Origin of the sequence: uncultured Mesonia sp., from assembly GCA_947499595.1 — a bacterium.
GTDB classification, from domain to species: domain Bacteria; phylum Bacteroidota; class Bacteroidia; order Flavobacteriales; family Flavobacteriaceae; genus Mesonia; species Mesonia sediminis.
The window spans coordinates 83775-100655 of record CANMOY010000009.1 but is presented as its reverse complement, the minus strand read 5'-3'; the positions used below and the strand labels follow the sequence as shown (position 1 = coordinate 100655).

At 36.8% G+C, this 16881-nt stretch carries 12 protein-coding genes and 2 tRNA genes; 6 read left to right on the top strand and 8 right to left on the bottom strand.

All coding sequences use genetic code 11. From position 1 onward, the window contains the following. Nucleotide 1: 1 nt before the first annotated feature. The 3 genes from ACH2AZ_RS10730 to proS form a co-directional block, all read right to left on the bottom strand. Nucleotides 2-73: transfer RNA gene (locus tag ACH2AZ_RS10730), tRNA-Glu, on the bottom strand. Between the two features lie 45 nt (nucleotides 74-118). Further along, nucleotides 119-190: transfer RNA gene (locus ACH2AZ_RS10725), tRNA-Glu, on the bottom strand. 80 nt (nucleotides 191-270) lie between these two features. Continuing rightward, the gene (proS, locus tag ACH2AZ_RS10720; RefSeq protein WP_394907834.1) at nucleotides 271-1749 is read right to left on the bottom strand and encodes a proline--tRNA ligase; all 1479 of its coding nucleotides are present in this window, start codon (nucleotides 1747-1749) and stop codon (nucleotides 271-273) included. A gap of 100 nt (nucleotides 1750-1849) precedes the next feature. Between proS and ACH2AZ_RS10715 the strand changes: the two genes are divergently transcribed. The 6 genes from ACH2AZ_RS10715 (at nucleotide 1850) to lgt (ending at nucleotide 8042) form a co-directional block, all read left to right on the top strand. Then, nucleotides 1850-2968 carry a hypothetical protein gene (locus ACH2AZ_RS10715; RefSeq protein WP_394907833.1) on the top strand — a complete coding sequence of 373 codons (1119 nt, stop codon included), beginning with the start codon at nucleotides 1850-1852 and terminating at the stop codon, nucleotides 2966-2968. Between the two features lie 10 nt (nucleotides 2969-2978). Continuing rightward, a complete protein-coding gene (locus tag ACH2AZ_RS10710) occupies nucleotides 2979-4511 on the top strand; it encodes an OmpP1/FadL family transporter (RefSeq protein ID WP_394907832.1) in 1533 nt (510 codons plus the stop codon). A 194-nt stretch (nucleotides 4512-4705) separates the two neighbouring features. Continuing rightward, entirely contained in the window at nucleotides 4706-5383 is a 678-nt protein-coding gene (gene folE / locus ACH2AZ_RS10705) for a GTP cyclohydrolase I FolE (RefSeq protein ID WP_394907836.1), read from the top strand. 38 nt (nucleotides 5384-5421) lie between these two features. Beyond that, entirely contained in the window at nucleotides 5422-6915 is a 1494-nt protein-coding gene (gene cysS / locus ACH2AZ_RS10700) for a cysteine--tRNA ligase (protein WP_394907831.1), read from the top strand. Then, nucleotides 6908-7132 carry a membrane protein insertion efficiency factor YidD gene (yidD, locus tag ACH2AZ_RS10695; protein WP_394907830.1) on the top strand — a complete coding sequence of 75 codons (225 nt, stop codon included), beginning with the start codon at nucleotides 6908-6910 and terminating at the stop codon, nucleotides 7130-7132. The genes cysS and yidD overlap by 8 nt, the downstream gene beginning before the upstream one ends. Nucleotides 7133-7217: 85 nt before the next feature. Continuing rightward, nucleotides 7218-8042: a prolipoprotein diacylglyceryl transferase gene (gene lgt / locus ACH2AZ_RS10690; RefSeq protein ID WP_394907829.1), complete on the top strand. Its 825-nt coding sequence runs from the start codon at nucleotides 7218-7220 to the stop codon at nucleotides 8040-8042. Between the two features lie 531 nt (nucleotides 8043-8573). Here the strand turns inward: lgt and secDF are convergent. From secDF to gyrB, 5 genes are all read right to left on the bottom strand, one after another. Next, a complete protein-coding gene (gene secDF / locus ACH2AZ_RS10685; protein WP_394907828.1) occupies nucleotides 8574-11582 on the bottom strand; it encodes a protein translocase subunit SecDF in 3009 nt (1002 codons plus the stop codon). A gap of 183 nt (nucleotides 11583-11765) precedes the next feature. Next, a complete protein-coding gene (mdh, locus tag ACH2AZ_RS10680; RefSeq protein WP_379043336.1) occupies nucleotides 11766-12692 on the bottom strand; it encodes a malate dehydrogenase in 927 nt (308 codons plus the stop codon). Between the two features lie 81 nt (nucleotides 12693-12773). Continuing rightward, a complete protein-coding gene (locus ACH2AZ_RS10675) occupies nucleotides 12774-13796 on the bottom strand; it encodes a DUF6588 family protein (RefSeq protein WP_394907827.1) in 1023 nt (340 codons plus the stop codon). Continuing rightward, nucleotides 13793-14806: a DUF6588 family protein gene (locus ACH2AZ_RS10670; protein ID WP_394907826.1), complete on the bottom strand. Its 1014-nt coding sequence runs from the start codon at nucleotides 14804-14806 to the stop codon at nucleotides 13793-13795. The genes ACH2AZ_RS10675 and ACH2AZ_RS10670 overlap by 4 nt, the downstream gene beginning before the upstream one ends. An 86-nt stretch (nucleotides 14807-14892) precedes the next feature. Next, nucleotides 14893-16830 carry a DNA topoisomerase (ATP-hydrolyzing) subunit B gene (gyrB, locus tag ACH2AZ_RS10665; protein WP_394907825.1) on the bottom strand — a complete coding sequence of 646 codons (1938 nt, stop codon included), beginning with the start codon at nucleotides 16828-16830 and terminating at the stop codon, nucleotides 14893-14895. Nucleotides 16831-16881: the final 51 nt, after the last annotated feature.

The window sequence follows — 16881 nt, the reverse complement described above, 5'->3', positions numbered from 1 at the left end:
GTAGTCCGTAGGGGATTCGAACCCCTGTTACCAGGATGAAAACCTGGCGTCCTAACCCCTAGACGAACGGACCATTAGTTTACTTATTTCAAAAACAAACCGACTGTTTGTTACTTTGTAGTCCGTAGGGGATTCGAACCCCTGTTACCAGGATGAAAACCTGGCGTCCTAACCCCTAGACGAACGGACCATTATTGCTTGAATGCGGATGCAAAAATAAGACTTATTTTAAATGCACCAAACAAAATTTCATTTTTTTTTGCACTTTTTTTAATAAGCCTTAGCAAATAAAACACGCTGATTAGATGGCTTACCAGTAAACACGCAGCTACCCGATTCATTTTCAGCATCAAAAGGAATACAACGAATGGTTGCCTTAGTCAATTCTTTAATTCTCTCTTCGGTTTCGGCTGTCCCATCCCAATGAGCTGAAATAAAACCACCTTTTTCTTTTAATACTTTTTTGAATGTTTCAAAATCTTCAACTTTAGAAATGTGTTCATTTCTGTAGTTAAGTGCCTTATTAAATAGATTATCTTGAATTTCAACCATTAAAGCTTTCACTTTCTCTACAAGTTCATCTTGTTTTATAAATTCTTTGGTAAGGGTGTCGCGTCTAGCCAACTCTACTGTACCTTTTTCTAAATCTTTTGGTCCTATTGCCAAACGTACAGGAACCCCTTGTAATTCATATTGAGCAAATTTCCAGCCTGGTTTATGTGTATCACGATCGTCAAATTTCACCGAAATACCGGCTTCTCTAAGATTTTGAGCAATTATTTGTGCCTTTTCGGCAATTTGTTTTAATTGCTCTTCTCCTTTATAAATAGGAACTATAACCACTTGATTAGGCGCTAATTTTGGCGGCAACACAAGTCCTTTATCATCGCTATGAGTCATAATTAAAGCTCCCATCAATCGCGTAGACACACCCCAACTAGTAGCCCAAACGTGTTCCAATTTACCTTCTTTGCTAGCATATTTTACGTCAAAGGCCTTAGCAAAATTTTGACCTAAAAAATGTGAAGTTCCTGCCTGAAGAGCCTTCCCGTCTTGCATAAGCGCTTCAATACAATAAGTTTCTTCTGCACCTGCAAAACGCTCACTTTCGGTTTTTTTACCCTGAATAACCGGAATTGCCATAAAATTTTCTACAAAATCAGCATACACTTCATTCATTTGCTTGGTTTCAAATAAAGCCTCTTCTCTTGTTTCGTGAGCCGTATGCCCCTCTTGCCACAAAAATTCGGCTGTTCTTAAAAACAAACGTGTACGCATTTCCCATCGTACCACATTAGCCCATTGGTTAATCTTAATAGGTAAATCACGATAAGATTGTATCCAACCTTTATAGGTATTCCAAATAATAGCTTCGGAGGTTGGCCTAACCACTAATTCCTCTTCTAATTTAGCCTCTGGATCTACAATTAATTTTGATGCATCACTAGGGTCTGTTTTTAGTCTATAGTGCGTTACTACCGCACACTCTTTTGCAAACCCCTCTGCGTTTTTTTCCTCGGCTTCGAATAGGCTTTTTGGGACAAATAAAGGGAAATAAGCATTTTGATGACCCGTCTCTTTGAAACGCTTATCTAATTGAGCTTGCATTTTTTCCCATATGGCATACCCATAAGGCTTAATCACCATACACCCTCTAACAGCCGAGTTCTCTGCTAGATCTGCTTGTACAACAAGCTCATTATACCACTTTGAATAATCTGTACTTCTTGAGGTTAGCTTATTTGCCATATATATATCTTTGGCACAATGCTTGTGCTATTGTTAATGAATTTTTAGTTTAGGCAAAACTAGTTAAATTTGAAATGTTCAACAATAAAATACAAAAGATATGCATCTTAATTCTATAAATATATTGAAATACGCATCTTGGCCACTTGGGTTAGGGATGCTATTTTTACTGCTATCGTGTGGCACCTATCAGAATACGTCTATTCCTCAAGATGGAATCTACAGTCAAAACGTAAATCGTTCTACTGCTACGCCACAGCAGCGTCAAAATGAAAAGACTGGTTACTATCAGAATTACTTTAAAGAACAAGGTGAGCAAATCACTATGGCTCAAGGAGTAAACCAAGAGAATGAAGTTTTTACCGATATTGATAATTACACTACACAGCGTGATTATCAAGACAACGGTCAAGAAAATGTAATTTACGAAGATGAGGAATATGCCTACAACAATGCTAGCTGGGGGTCTAACCCTACCGAGGTTAATATTACCGTTATTGATAGAAATCCTTATTTGTTTTCTGGGTTTTACCATCCTTGGGGTATTTGGAATGATCCTTTTTACGGTGGCTGGTATGGAGGTTTTTACGGTGCTTGGGGATGGGGTTGGCACAACCCTCGATTTGGCTGGGGATCGGCCTATTGGGGATGGGGACACCCTTATAATTACTGGGGCGCTTGGAATCACCCATTTTATGGTGGCGTGGCTTATCATCCTGCCTATCATAATTATAGACACTCAATAGCCTATCACGATGCAACTAGAAATTATCGCAACACGCGTAATAGCAATTACAGACGCAATGCCGGTGATAGCTATCGTAGAAATGCCTCAGAAAGCTACCGTAGAAATTCAAATAGCGGTATAAACAGAAGTAGCAATAATAGCATTCGGAGAAGTCAATCAAGAACGACCATAAAAAACACCCGTGGCATTAATGCTAGAGGTGATAGCCGTTACCAAAGCAATCGAGGTGTAAACAGAAATTCATCGGCTACTCAAACCAGTAGAAGAAGTGGTTACTACAACCGAAGCGCACGTCCTAGCACCAGAAGTTCGAACTCTATAAACCGTAGGTCTACAAATTCAAGCAATCGCACTTATTCACCTAGTCGATCAACCCGCAATTCGAGCTCTACAAGATCTTCTAGCTCTAGCCGATCAAGTAGCGGAACAAGAAGCAGCAGGGGTAGTTCTTCTCGTCGTTCTCCTAGATAAAAATATCCTTATGAAAAAAAAATATATAAGTATAATAACAGCAGCACTTATTTCAACAATAGGTGCTGCTCAAAGTATTAATGAGGCACTAAATTTTGGACAGTCTGATGTTTTAGGAACGGCACGTTTTACGGCCATGAGCGGAGCTTTCGGCGCTTTAGGTGGTGATTTATCTGCGCTCCAAGTTAATCCTGCCGGATCCTCAATTTTTCTGCATAACACGGCAGGGTTCACCTTTGGTTATCAGCATCTCAAAAACAATTCTTCTTTTGCCGGTGAAAATGGAGCTGCGAAAGAAAATGAATTTCACATTCCTCAAGCTGGGGCAGTCTATGTTTTTGAAAATTATAATCCTCAAGCCACTGTAAATAAATTCAGTTTTGGTCTCACCTATGATCAGCAAAAAAATTTGGAACAAAATTTTCTTGCTCGCGGAACAAGCAACGAGTCTATCGGTTCGTACTTTACAAATTTAGCTAATGGTATTCCCCTTGATTTGTTCACCACACGGCCTGGTGAATCTTTAGATGATTTATATCGATTTTTGGGTGAAACTAATTTTAATAACTTAGGAGTTACAAACTCCGAACTGCAAACAGCTTACTTGGGTTACGAAACTTATCTTTTTGATCCAGCAGATCCGAATGACTTAGAAAACACGCAATATATTTCAAATACTACCACCAATAACACTTATCATTCCTATAGCCAACAAGGCACAGGCTTTAACGGCAAATTCTCTTTAAACGGTTCCTTAGCCTTGCAAAATAAATTTTATATAGGTCTCAACCTAAACGCTCATTTCATTAATTTTGAACGCATTACAAGTTATTTTGAAAGACCAAATCAAAGCAGCAGATTATCCTCAATTTACTTCGAAAACAACCTGAGCACAATAGGTTCTGGATTTTCTTTTCAATTAGGTGGAATAGCTAAGATCAATAAGTTTTTACGACTTGGGTTGAGTTACGACTCTCCCACTTGGTACACCATTTCTGACGAAACGACTCAATATCTAAGCACCTCAAGTCAAGAATTTGGTAATGCTACTGCTAATCCTTTTATTGTGAACGTTTTTCCAAATTATAAACTTAGGACACCAGGTCAAATAAAAGCAAGTGCAGCTTTGATTTTTGCACCTTCAACACTGGTTAGTTTAGATTACGGCTATAAAAACTATGGTAATATTAAATTGCGATCTAGAGAAAACCAAAATTTCGAACTACAAAATAAAGGCTTAAGCAACAGATTAACTGCCGCCTCAAGCATAAGAATGGGCGCAGAACATCGTCTTAAAAATTGGAGTCTACGTGCAGGAGCTCGTTTTGAACAATCCCCATTTGAAAGTAAGGATTTACAAGACGATCTTTACGGATTTTCAGCTGGTTTAGGATATAATTTTGGTCGAATAAAAATAGATTTTGCCTACAGCTACTATCAGGTAAACATGCAACAAGACCTATTAAAAACAGGCTTAAGCAATACTGTGCAATTAGAAAGAAATGATTCTAACTACATAATGAGTTTTATATTTGATATGTAGGCAAGCAGTATAAGTTCTGTCTGTTTATTACCAATTCTTTAGGTGTAAAGCTTTTGTTACAATTTTTGAAAACTTAATCATAGGCCAAAATTAAGTTAAAAACTATAATGTTTTCGCCTTGCCGAATAAAGCTTTAGTTTAGAAAAACATAAATGCTTATCTTTGCCCACTTAAAATTGATAGAGGTTTATAAAATGAAAATTGATAATATCTTGGAAAATATAGATGAAATTGGTGACAACCATGTAAGTTCTAGCGCAGAGAATCCGCTAAGAAAAGATGCGTTTGAAAAAACAGATGAAGAAAAGATTGCCATAATACAGCAAGACGTTCACAATATATTAAAGACTTTGGGTTTAGACTTAGAAGACGATAGCTTAAAAGGAACTCCTTTACGAGTGGCTAAAATGTTTGTGAATGAGTCTTTTGCCGGTTTGCATCCCAAGAGAAAACCTAAAGCTTCGGTTTTTCAAAACAATTACAAATACGGAGAAATGCTAGTAGAGAAAAACATTACGGTTTATTCTACCTGCGAACATCATTTGCTACCTATTGTGGGCCGCGCACACGTCGCCTATATTTCAAATGGCACTGTCGTAGGTCTATCAAAGATGAATAGGATTGTAGACTATTATGCCAAAAGACCTCAAGTGCAAGAGCGCTTAACCATGCAAATTGTTGCCGAGCTTCAAAAAGCACTAGGCACAGACGATGTGGCTTGTGTTATCGACGCCAAGCATCTTTGTGTCAACAGTCGAGGAATACGAGATATTGAAAGTAGTACCGTTACAAGCGAATTTGGTGGTAAGTTTAAAGACAAGAATATAAAAAGAGAGTTTTTAGACTACATCAATATGGATACTGAATTTTAAAGTTTTAAATTCATTACACCAAGTTAAAAATTATACCCATGCCCTTATACGAAAATCAAGAGTTAAAAATTTACAATTCTCTTACGGGAGAAAAAGAACGTTTTAAGCCTATCACGAAAGATTATGTGGGAATGTATGTTTGTGGCCCCACTGTCTACAGTAACGTGCATTTAGGGAACTGCCGAACCTTTATTTCTTTTGATTTAGTTTTCAGGTATTTAAAGCATTTAGGGTATAAAGTGCGTTACGTGCGTAATATAACAGACGCTGGTCATTTAGAAAACGATGCCGAAACTGGCGAAGATAGAATTGCAAAGAAGGCTCGTTTAGAAGAAATTGAACCCATGGAAGTGGTTCAAAAATACACGGTAGACTTTCACCAGATTTTACATCAATTCAATAACTTACCGCCAAGCATTGAGCCTACTGCGACAGGTCATATTATTGAGCAAATAGAACTGATCAAAAAAATTATTGAAAAAGGCTTAGCTTATGAAGCCAACGGCTCTGTTTACTTTGATGTTTTAAAATATAACCAAAGTAAACACTATGGTATTCTGAGCAAAAGAAAATTAGAAGATATGATTGCGAATACCCGCGAACTCGACGGGCAATCAGATAAAAAGAATCCACAAGATTTTGCTTTATGGAAAAAAGCTGAACCGCAGCACATTATGCGCTGGCCGTCCCCTTGGGGTGTTGGGTTTCCCGGTTGGCACCTAGAATGCACCGTAATGAGCTCCAAATATTTAGGAGAGTCATTTGATATTCACGGAGGAGGAATGGACTTAAAATTCCCTCACCACGAATGTGAAATTGCTCAAGGGGAAGCCGCACACGATAAGTCTCCTGTGAACTATTGGATGCATGCCAACATGCTTACCTTAAATGGTAAAAAAATGGCCAAAAGTACCGGTAATAATATTTTGCCAAAAGAATTATTTTCTGGTAACAATGATGTATTGAGTAAATCTTATAGTCCCTCGGTTACCCGATTTTTTATGCTTCAGGCCAACTACAGAAGTATTCTCGATTTTTCAGATGAAGCTCTGCAGGCTGCAGAAAAAGGTTTTAATCGCTTAATGGAAGCCATAAGTTTAGTCGACTCACTTCCAGAATCAAGCAAGAGCAGTTTGAACATCAGCAAATGGCGTCAAAACTGCTACGATGCTATGAATGATGATTTTAATAGTCCAATTCTGATTGCACATCTTTTCGAGGCGGTAAAAATGATAAACGCAGTTCGCACAGAACAAGCTAAAATAACCGCTGCAGACAAAGTGGTACTATCTGAAACAATGCATAATTTCGTTTTCGATGTTATGGGTTTAATTCCTAATGCTAACCTTGTAAGTAATCAAGATAGTAACCGGGTAGAAAAATTAGTTGAACTACTTATAAATTTAAGAAAAAAGGCTCGCGACAACAAAGACTTCGCCCTTAGTGACTTAATAAGAGATGAGCTTAATAAAGTAGGCATTCAGTTAAAAGATAGCCGCGAAGGCACTTCTTTTACCATTAAAAATGATTAAGAAAATAGTTATAGCGCCTTTATTAGCTTTAATTTGGCTCTATAAAAAATTCATCTCGCCTCTTACGCCTGCGACTTGTCGATTTCAGCCAACCTGTTCTTCTTACGCACAAGAAGCACTTAAAAAACACGGATTGTTTAAAGGTGGTTATTTGGGCTTTAAAAGAATTTTAAAATGTCACCCTTGGGGGAAAAGTGGCTATGATCCCGTTCCTTAATGCAGACCACGGATTTAATAATACAATCTCCGCTCTAAGCTAAATATATCCTTATATTTACCCTGTAAACAATAAAAATTAGTATATGATAAGTAATGCCATAGTTTGGGATCCGTCTTTAGGAATTGATTTAGGCTTTTTTACGCTTAGATACTACAGTATGATGTATGTTATTGCGTTTGCATTGGGCTGGTACATCATTAAAAAAATGTTTGCCCACGAAAATATTTCAGAAGAAAAATTAGATCCTTTATTTCTATATACCGTTATCGCGACGCTCTTAGGAGCTCGTTTAGGTCATGTTTTCTTTTATCAATCTGAATTAATTTTTGAAGATCCATTGTCTATTCTCTTACCAGCCAGGTTTAATCCTGAATTTGAATTTACAGGTTTTCAAGGCTTGGCCAGTCACGGTGCGGCCATAGGAATTATAATTGCAATGTTTCTGTATTCCAAAAAAATACTAAAAAAACCGATGCTCTTTATACTAGACCGTATTGTTCTACCGGTTGCCATTGGAGGTGTTTTTATTCGGATAGGCAATTTTATTAATTCTGAAATTATTGGTAAACCCACTTTTTCTGACTACGGTGTAATTTTCGCCCAACTAGGCGAAAATTTCCCTAGGCATCCAGCTCAATTATATGAGGCTGGTTGTTATGTTATCGTGTTTATTATTCTTTCTTATCTTTATTGGAGCACAAATAGTAAAGAAAAACTTGGTTTTATCTTCGGGGCATTTTTAGTAATGCTGTGGAGCGTTCGATTTATGGTAGAGTTTGTTAAAGAAGCCCAAGTAGACCAACGTGCCGAATGGGCTTTAAATACAGGGCAATGGCTAAGCTTACCTTTCATTGCCATAGGTTTATTTTTAATTTTTCGCGCCCAAAAACAATTCTCGAAGAATTAATATTGCCTCCCTTAAAGGAAACTTAACCAGACTTTATTATACAACCAGTAAAAGAAATTTTACTGGTTTTTTTATGATGAAAAAATCGATTAAATCGAGTGAAAGAATACCGAAGTGCTTAGCCTTATATTTCCGTAAAATGTTTTAAAAAATATAAAACATCCTACTTTACAAAACTTGTTTATACTTATACCTGTTGAACTACAGAATAAATAAATTACCCAGCAAATAAAGCCGAAAAATTACGCTTTAATATCTATTAGAAACCAGCTAGGGCTGATACAGATTGTATTTGTTAAGTTATTTATTATTTATACGTGTTTTGTTGATTTCTGTACCGTATTTTATTGAGTATTTAAAGGTTTATTGTTAGACTATGAAAGGTATCTAAATGCCAATTCTATTTTTAAACCGGCAATAATACAAGATTATCCTTGAAGCGTGAAGATAAATTCACACCCTTAACAATATAAAAAAAAGTTGCTTCAATTAGTGAAACAACTTTTTTTTAAATATTTATTTAAGCAAGATTTAAGCTATAACTTCTTCTTCAATTTCTTCCTCTTTTTTAGCTAATAACTCATCGCTTTTCTTCTTAGCCGTATCATACATTAAGGGTGTTGCGATAAACAAAGATGAGTAAGTACCTACTAACACACCAATAATTAATGCAAACATGAATCCTCGAATGCTTTCTCCTCCAAAGATGAAAATTGCTAATAAAACAATAAGCGTTGTTAACGATGTATTCACTGTTCTACTAATGGTACTATTTAAAGCAGCATTGATAGTTTTCTTAAATGGCCAAGTGGTGTGCTCATTAAAATACTCTCTAATACGATCGAATACTACCACCGTATCATTTAATGAATAACCAACAACCGTTAAAATAGCCGCAATAAAGGCTTGATTTATTTCCATGCTAAAAGGCATAAAACCTTTTGCAATTGAAAATATTCCTAAAATTATAACAACATCGTGGAATACCGCAGCTACCGCTCCTAAACTAAATTGCCACTTTCTAAATCTGAATAAAATATATAAGAATACAACGATTAATGAACCTAACACGGCCCAAACAGAAGCTTTTTTAATATCATCTGCTATGGTAGGTCCTACTTTCATGGAAGACATCACTCCAACTTGGTGACCTTCTCCACTTGAAAGGTTAAATTCTTCGTAAGTTAATCCTTCAGGTAAATCCGCTTTAAGCGCATCAAACAGCATATTGCTTATTTCATTATCTACCTCTGTTCCTTCTTCTTCTACCTTATATTTCGTGGTAATTTTTAACTGATTATCGGCTCCAAAAGTTTTAGCTTCTGCACTACCAAAAACATCTACCAATTTGGTCTCAATTTCTGAAGCAGTAACTGATTTATCAAAACGAACGGTATAGGTTCTTCCTCCCACAAAATCTACCCCTTGATTAAGTCCAGTAGTTAATAAGGCTGCCACACTGGCTACAACTAAAATTCCTGAAACAACATAAGAAATCTTACGTTTTACGATGAACTTGATACTTACATTTTTAAATAGATTTTTAGTTGCTGCAGTAGCAAAATCTAATGATTTACCATTCTTTCCATAACCGTCGATAAACAAACGAGTAATAAAAATAGCCGTAAATAAAGATGTACAAATACCAATTAACAAAGTTGTAGCGAAACCTTTAATAGGTCCAGTTCCAAAAACCAATAGAATAATACCGGTAAGGCCAGTCGTAATATTGGCATCTAAAATAGAGGATAAAGCATTGCTAAATCCGTCTTTAATCGCATCCACCTGTGCTTTACCTTTGGCAATTTCTTCTCGAATACGCTCAAATATAAGAACGTTAGCATCTACAGACATACCAATGGTCAAAACGATACCAGCAATACCAGGCAGTGTAAGAACAGCACCTAATCCTGCCAAAATACCAAAGATAAATAAAATATTAACTGCTAAGGCTACATCCGCAAAAAGACCTGCTTTTCCGTAATAAAACACCATCCAAAGTAATACAAAGGCTAGTGCAATAGCAAAAGAAAGAATACCACTATCTATGGCTTCTTGACCTAAAGAAGGTCCTACTACCTCACTTTGTACGATATCTGCAGAAGCTGGCAGCTTACCTGCTCGTAGAACATTAGCTAAATCTTGCCCCTCAGTAATGGTAAAACTACCTGTTATTTCACTACGACCCCCGGAGATTGGACCACTTGAAATTCCTGGTGCAGAATATACAATATCATCTAAAACAATAGCAATTTGAGATTGGTTGTTGAAGGCTACCGTAGTCATTTCTTCCCAGGTTTTTGCTCCTTTACCGTTCATCTCCATAGAAACCGCTATTCTCCCCAATTGATCATACGTTTGGGTAGCGTTAGTAATTACTCCACCACTAAGGTCTGGTGTATTGGTTTTATTCGCTTTTAAAGCATATAAGTCAATAAATTCGCTGCCGTTTACTGGTTTTCCCCAAACAAATTTTGCATAGCGCTGATTAGCGGGAAGCAAATTGCGAATTTGTGGCATTCTTAGGTAAGCGCCAACCGCAGCCGTATCTTTAATATTTGCAGTTCCTAAAACTGGTCCTTGACCAGCAACTGGCTGTAATTTACTAAATAACGGATTATTTTTAGCGATATCTGCAGCATCATCAGTTTCTGCATCTGCGATAAGATCATCAATATCTTGATCTGTACTGGTAGAGTCTTGTGCCTTATCATTTGTTGCTTCTTCTGTTTTTGATGCTTGCATTTCCTTCAACTTAGCGTTTGCTTGCGCCAAGAAGGGGGCTAATTCCTGCCCTTTGAATACATGCCAAAATTCTAACTGAGCTGTACTTTGAAGTAATTTCTTAACTCGATCTATATCTTTTGCTCCTGGAAGCTCTACCAAAATTCTTCCAGAATTACCCAAACGTTGAATATTTGGCTGGGTAACACCAAACTTATCAATACGCTTTCTAAGTACCTCAAATGCCGAAGTTATACTTTCATCTATACGTTTTCTGATGATTGGTTTTACTTGAGCATTACTCATCTCAAAATTGATATCGTCGCTCAAATTTTTATTGGCAAAAACATCAGGTGAGGCCAATTTGGCATCAGGCGTCTCTTCAAATGCTTCAAAAAATAAGTTTACATAATCATCTTGCGATTCTTTTTGCAACTCATCGGCTCTAGCTAAAGCTTTATTAAAGGCAGGATCTTTAGAATTGTTCGCCAATTCTCTTAAAATGTCTTTTACAGAAATCTGTAAAATAACATTTATACCTCCTTTAAGGTCTAACCCTTTATTTAATTCTTTGTCTTTTGAGGTATTGTAGGTTATACCAGCAAAGATCTCTTGATTCCCTACAGAATCTAGATATCTACCTTCTTCAATTTCTCTTAAACTTGAGTAATTTTGAACCTCAGTGCTTATTTTTTGCTTCGCATATGCCTCTGCGTCTTCTTCGACACTGTTTGCGATAAATGTAAACGATAATTGGTAAATACTTACCAAACCGAATAGAATTGCGAATAGCTTGATTATTCCCTTATTCTGCATTATTCTTTAAGTTAATTAATAGTTTATTTTTATAAAACGGACAAATATAGGCTTTCGAAAAAGAATTGCCAATATTTTTATTAAGATAAATTTCACAAATAAGGCTGTTTAAAAAACTTAATATCATCTTGCTAGAAAACAAAATAATTATTTCTTAAACAGCCTTTCTTGATATTTTGTGGTTTATAAATCTAACAAACCGTTTGTTTTTTTAACACCCTCAGCACTTTCGTGAAGTTGCTTCTTTTCGTTTTCATCTAGTTCGATTTCAACAATCTTTTCAATTCCATTTCTACCTAATATTACAGGGGTACCAATACAAAGATCGTTTAATCCGTATTCACCCTCTAAAAGCGTAGAACAAGGAAACATTTTTTTCTGGTCACACGCGATTGCCTGTACTAAACCAGAAACCGCGGCTCCTGGCGCATACCAAGCACTAGTTCCTAACATCTTGGTCAAGGTTGCTCCGCCTACTTTAGTATCTGCAGCCACTTGATTTAAACGCTCGTCAGAAATAAATTCTGAAACCAACACACTATTGCGAGTTGCCAAACGTGTTAAGGGCACCATTCCTTTATCGCTGTGCCCTCCAATTACCATACCGTCTACATCAGAAATTGGAGCCTCTAAAGCCTCTGCTAATCTATATTTAAATCGTGCACTATCTAAAGCCCCTCCCATACCAATGATTCTATTCTTAGGTAAATTGGTAGTTTTATGCACTAAATAGGTCATTGTATCCATTGGATTACTTACTACAATGATTATAACATCTGGAGAATGCTTAATAATGTTGCTAGAAACCTCTTTTACAATTCCCGCATTAATACCAATAAGTTCTTCTCTAGTCATTCCTGGTTTACGTGGAATTCCACTTGTAATTACAGCAATATCACTGCCTGCCGTCTTAGCATAATCGTTTGTGCTTCCAGTTATCTTGGTGTCAAATCCGTTTAACGAGGCGGTTTGCATCAAATCCATCGCTTTCCCTTCTGCGTAATCTTCTTTAATGTCTAACAATACCACTTCTGAAGCAAAATTCTTAATAGCGATATACTCTGCACAACTAGCACCAACTGCTCCTGCACCTACAACAGTAACTTTCATAGTTTTATATATTTTAATTAATTGAATGATTTTGAGATGCTAAAATACAAAAAGCATTTATTTTATAGCTAAATGCAGACTTTAAATACCAAAATTTAATCCCACATTTAGGGTATTTATCTCTTGAAAATTATAGGCTGCGTTCAGGTCAAAAAAACCAAGCCGCAGATTCAAACCCAAGGTTCCTGAGACCACAGCATTATCTTGAACAATTGTAAACGGATTGGTAATGGTTTGTCCTGCCAACTCCCCCTCACTTATAGTATAGCGCCCCATTAAACCAGTCTCTCTATTTTGCAGATTATAGTTTAGGCCCCCATAAAAATTCAAGGTTTTAAAATTGGTAGAACCTACTAAAGCAAATTGCCAGGCCGAAACATTTGATTCTAAGTTCGCTTTCGCGGATGAAACCTGTGCAGATTCTAAGGCATAACTAGCCTCAAGCTTGGTGTAACCAGCTAACAATGAAACAGCAATATTAGCATCATCTTTTTTGCTAAACAACCTTGAGATTTCATATTGCAGTCCAGCTCCATAAAGTCCGGTTTCTACATCGTCATAATTAATTTTAGGTATCACTCGAGCCTTAAGTTCAAGGCCCCACCCTAAACCAACCGATCCTTGTAGAAATGCCGAAGGCACAGTGTTAAGTTTTTCATCTAGTAAGCCACCAGGCAACATTAATGAAAAACTTTGCGTATCTCCGTTTTCATCCTCAAATCGCACCAAAACATTTACACTTTCTTTAGAGCCCAGTAAAGTTGGCACATGATCTTGTTTTTGACCAGAGGGCAAACTCAAATGTTCATAATCTGATTCTCTAAATAAAAATTTTTGCTTTTCTTCTGGTAAAAAAGCTGCATTAGTAATCAGCGAAAGCTCAAAACGTCCCGCATCTTTTGCATTACCTCGATAATACCAGCCTGTATTTACCAAGTAACCCAGGGTTGAAGTTGCTGGTTTTATATATTTTCCAAGGTAGGTTTTGGCGTCACTTAAACCGGCCTGAAGAATATCTTGAACTTCTGTCTGTGCCTTAGCGATGAATCCACTTAATAAAAGTGAAATCACAATTCCCGTTTTAATAATTGACTTGTTTATCATCTATAATATATTTTATAGGAAACCCCTAAATGAATGGCGTAGAATTGCTGTAAACTTGCAGCTACTCTTGTACTTAAGGCACTGCTAATATTGTATTTTACACCTGCAGTAAAATTGAAATTGGTTGCTTTATTTTCAACAGAAAACTTTTTCACAAGGGATTGAAATAATTCATTTTGTCTATCAATTTCATAAACACCGTTAAAATGCGTAGTCGACTGAGCGGTGAAGTAGCCCACCCCTGCATAGAGATCAAACTTACCCAAAGTTTTTGACCCTATAAGTGCAGCGTGCACGATATCCATCTGAGTATTGATTCCTTGTTTTTCATTTTGAATTTCACCAGACTCTTTTGTGTCAAAAAAGCCTTCAAATTTATTGAAAGCGATTAAGGCAGACAAAAACCAGTTTTCGGTTTTGAACCAATGGGTGAGTTCGTGTTGCAAACCTAGCCCCCACATACTACGCTCGATTGGACCATAAGCAATATTTGGTGAATACCTCAATTTAAGCTCGCTAGCCCAAGGCAAACCAATATCAGTTTGCATAAAAACCTGCGGAGCCAATCTAAAATTTTCGTCTACACCTTGGGGCAATCTTATTTCGATAACTTCCTGCTCATCTCCTACTTGATAATCTATCATTACATTTACATCTGGCTCGTTTGCACCAAAGATGCTGGCTACATCTTTAATGTCACTACCATCTTTAAATCTTAAATTATAATAATCTTTTGTGTTGAGGGTAAAACTATTTTTGCTACGATCTACAAAGGTTATATTAGAGGCCAGGCTAAAATCTAATTCACCCCATTTTTTGGTCTTGGCCGAACTATACCAAGCATTGCTCACATTAAACATTAGCCCACTTGCAGCAGGATCTACAAAAGCTTCGCCAAATTGACTTACATCTTTAACTAAATGCTCGACAAATGTATTTAAATCTTCTTGCGCCTGAATTTGACAGCTAATCAAAAAAAGGATGCATAAGGGAAAGGTTCTACCTATCAAAAGCGTTAATTTTTGTTAAATGTACATTTTTTTCAATAAAAAAACCTGCTTAAAGAAGCAGGTTTTTTATGTAAAGATAAAATATATTATGCATCTATATTTGCATAAATTGCATTTTTCTCAATAAACTCTCTTCTTGGAGGTACTTCATCTCCCATTAACATTGAAAAAATACGATCGGCCTCACTGGCGTTATCTATAGTCACCTGACGTAGAGTTCTAAATTCTGGATTCATGGTGGTATCCCACAACTGTTCAGCATTCATTTCTCCCAAACCTTTGTATCGTTGTATGGTTATACCCCCTGCATATTCATTAGAAATCTCATCTCGTTCTTTCTCACTCCAAGCATACCTTTTTTTACTACCTTTTTTAATTAAGTAAAGTGGCGGTGTCGCGATAAAAATATGCCCTGCTTCAATAAGTTCACGCATATATCTAAAGAAAAAAGTAAGAATTAAGGTTGCAATATGACTACCATCTACATCGGCATCACACATAATTACAATTTTATGATACCTTAATTTTTCCAAATTAAGTGCTTTACTATCTTCTTCTGTACCAATAGTTACACCAAGAGCGGTATAAATGTTCCGAATCTCTTCATTTTCAAAGACCTTATGTTGCATTGCCTTTTCAACATTCAGAATCTTCCCTCTAAGCGGCAAAATTGCTTGAAAATTTCTGTCACGTCCTTGTTTAGCCGTACCACCTGCCGAGTCTCCCTCGACAAGGAACACCTCACATTGCTCTGGATCTTGCTCTGAGCAATCGGATAATTTACCCGGAAGTCCTCCTCCGCTCATAACGGTTTTCCGCTGCACCATTTCTCTTGCTTTTTTGGCAGCGTGGCGAGCCTGAGCGGCTAATATCACCTTTTGAACAATGGTTTTGGCATCGTTAGGGTTTTCTTCGAGATAGTTTTCAAGCATTTCAGAAACGGCTTGCGAAACCGCTGAAGTCACTTCACGATTACCCAATTTTGTTTTGGTTTGCCCCTCAAATTGAGGCTCAGCCACTTTTACTGAAACAATTGCGGTTAATCCTTCTCTAAAATCATCACCAGAAACTTCAAATTTAAGTTTATCTAACATTCCCGAAGCATCGGCATATTTTTTTAATGTAGATGTTAAGCCTCTTCTAAATCCGCTAAGGTGTGTACCTCCTTCGTGTGTGTTAATATTATTTACGTATGAATGCAAATTCTCATTATAAGAATCGTTATAAATCATCGCAACCTCAACAGGAATCTCATTTTTTTCTCCTTCCATAGAGATTACATCTTGAATAATAGGTTCACGAGTTTCATCTAGAAAGCGGATAAATTCTTTTAATCCTTCCTCTGAGTGAAAAGCATCACTTCTAAAGTTACCATCTTCATCTTGCTCTCTTTTATCTGTCAAAGAGATTTTGATTCCTTTATTCAAGAAAGCCAATTCGCGCAAACGACTTGCCAAGGTTTCATAATTATATCGTGTACCCTCTTTAAAAATTTGATCGTCTGGCTTAAATGTAACTATTGTTCCGTTGTAATCTGTTTCTCCTGTACTTTTAACGGGATATAGAGGCTTACCTCTTTCATATTCTTGCTCCCACACCTTACCCTGCTTATGCACTTCGGCATGCAAATGTACAGACAATGCGTTTACACAACTAACTCCTACACCGTGTAAACCTCCAGAAACTTTATACGAATCTTTATCAAACTTTCCTCCCGCTCCAATTTTGGTCATAACCACCTGCAAGGCAGAAACTCCCTCTTTTTTATGGATATCTACAGGAATACCACGCCCGTTATCTATGGTGGTAATTGAGCCATCTTCATTAATTATTACATCTATGGAGTCGCAATAACCTGCCATTGCTTCATCTATAGAATTGTCTACCACCTCATAAACCAAGTGATGCAATCCTCTGTTTCCTACATCTCCAATATACATAGACGGACGCATTCTTACATGCTCCATTCCTTCTAAGGCCTGAATACTATCGGCCGAATAATTCTTTTTATTTTCTTCGCTCATAGGTCTAACTTATTATCAACAAATATAGCAAAAGCACGTGGGTAAAAAAAG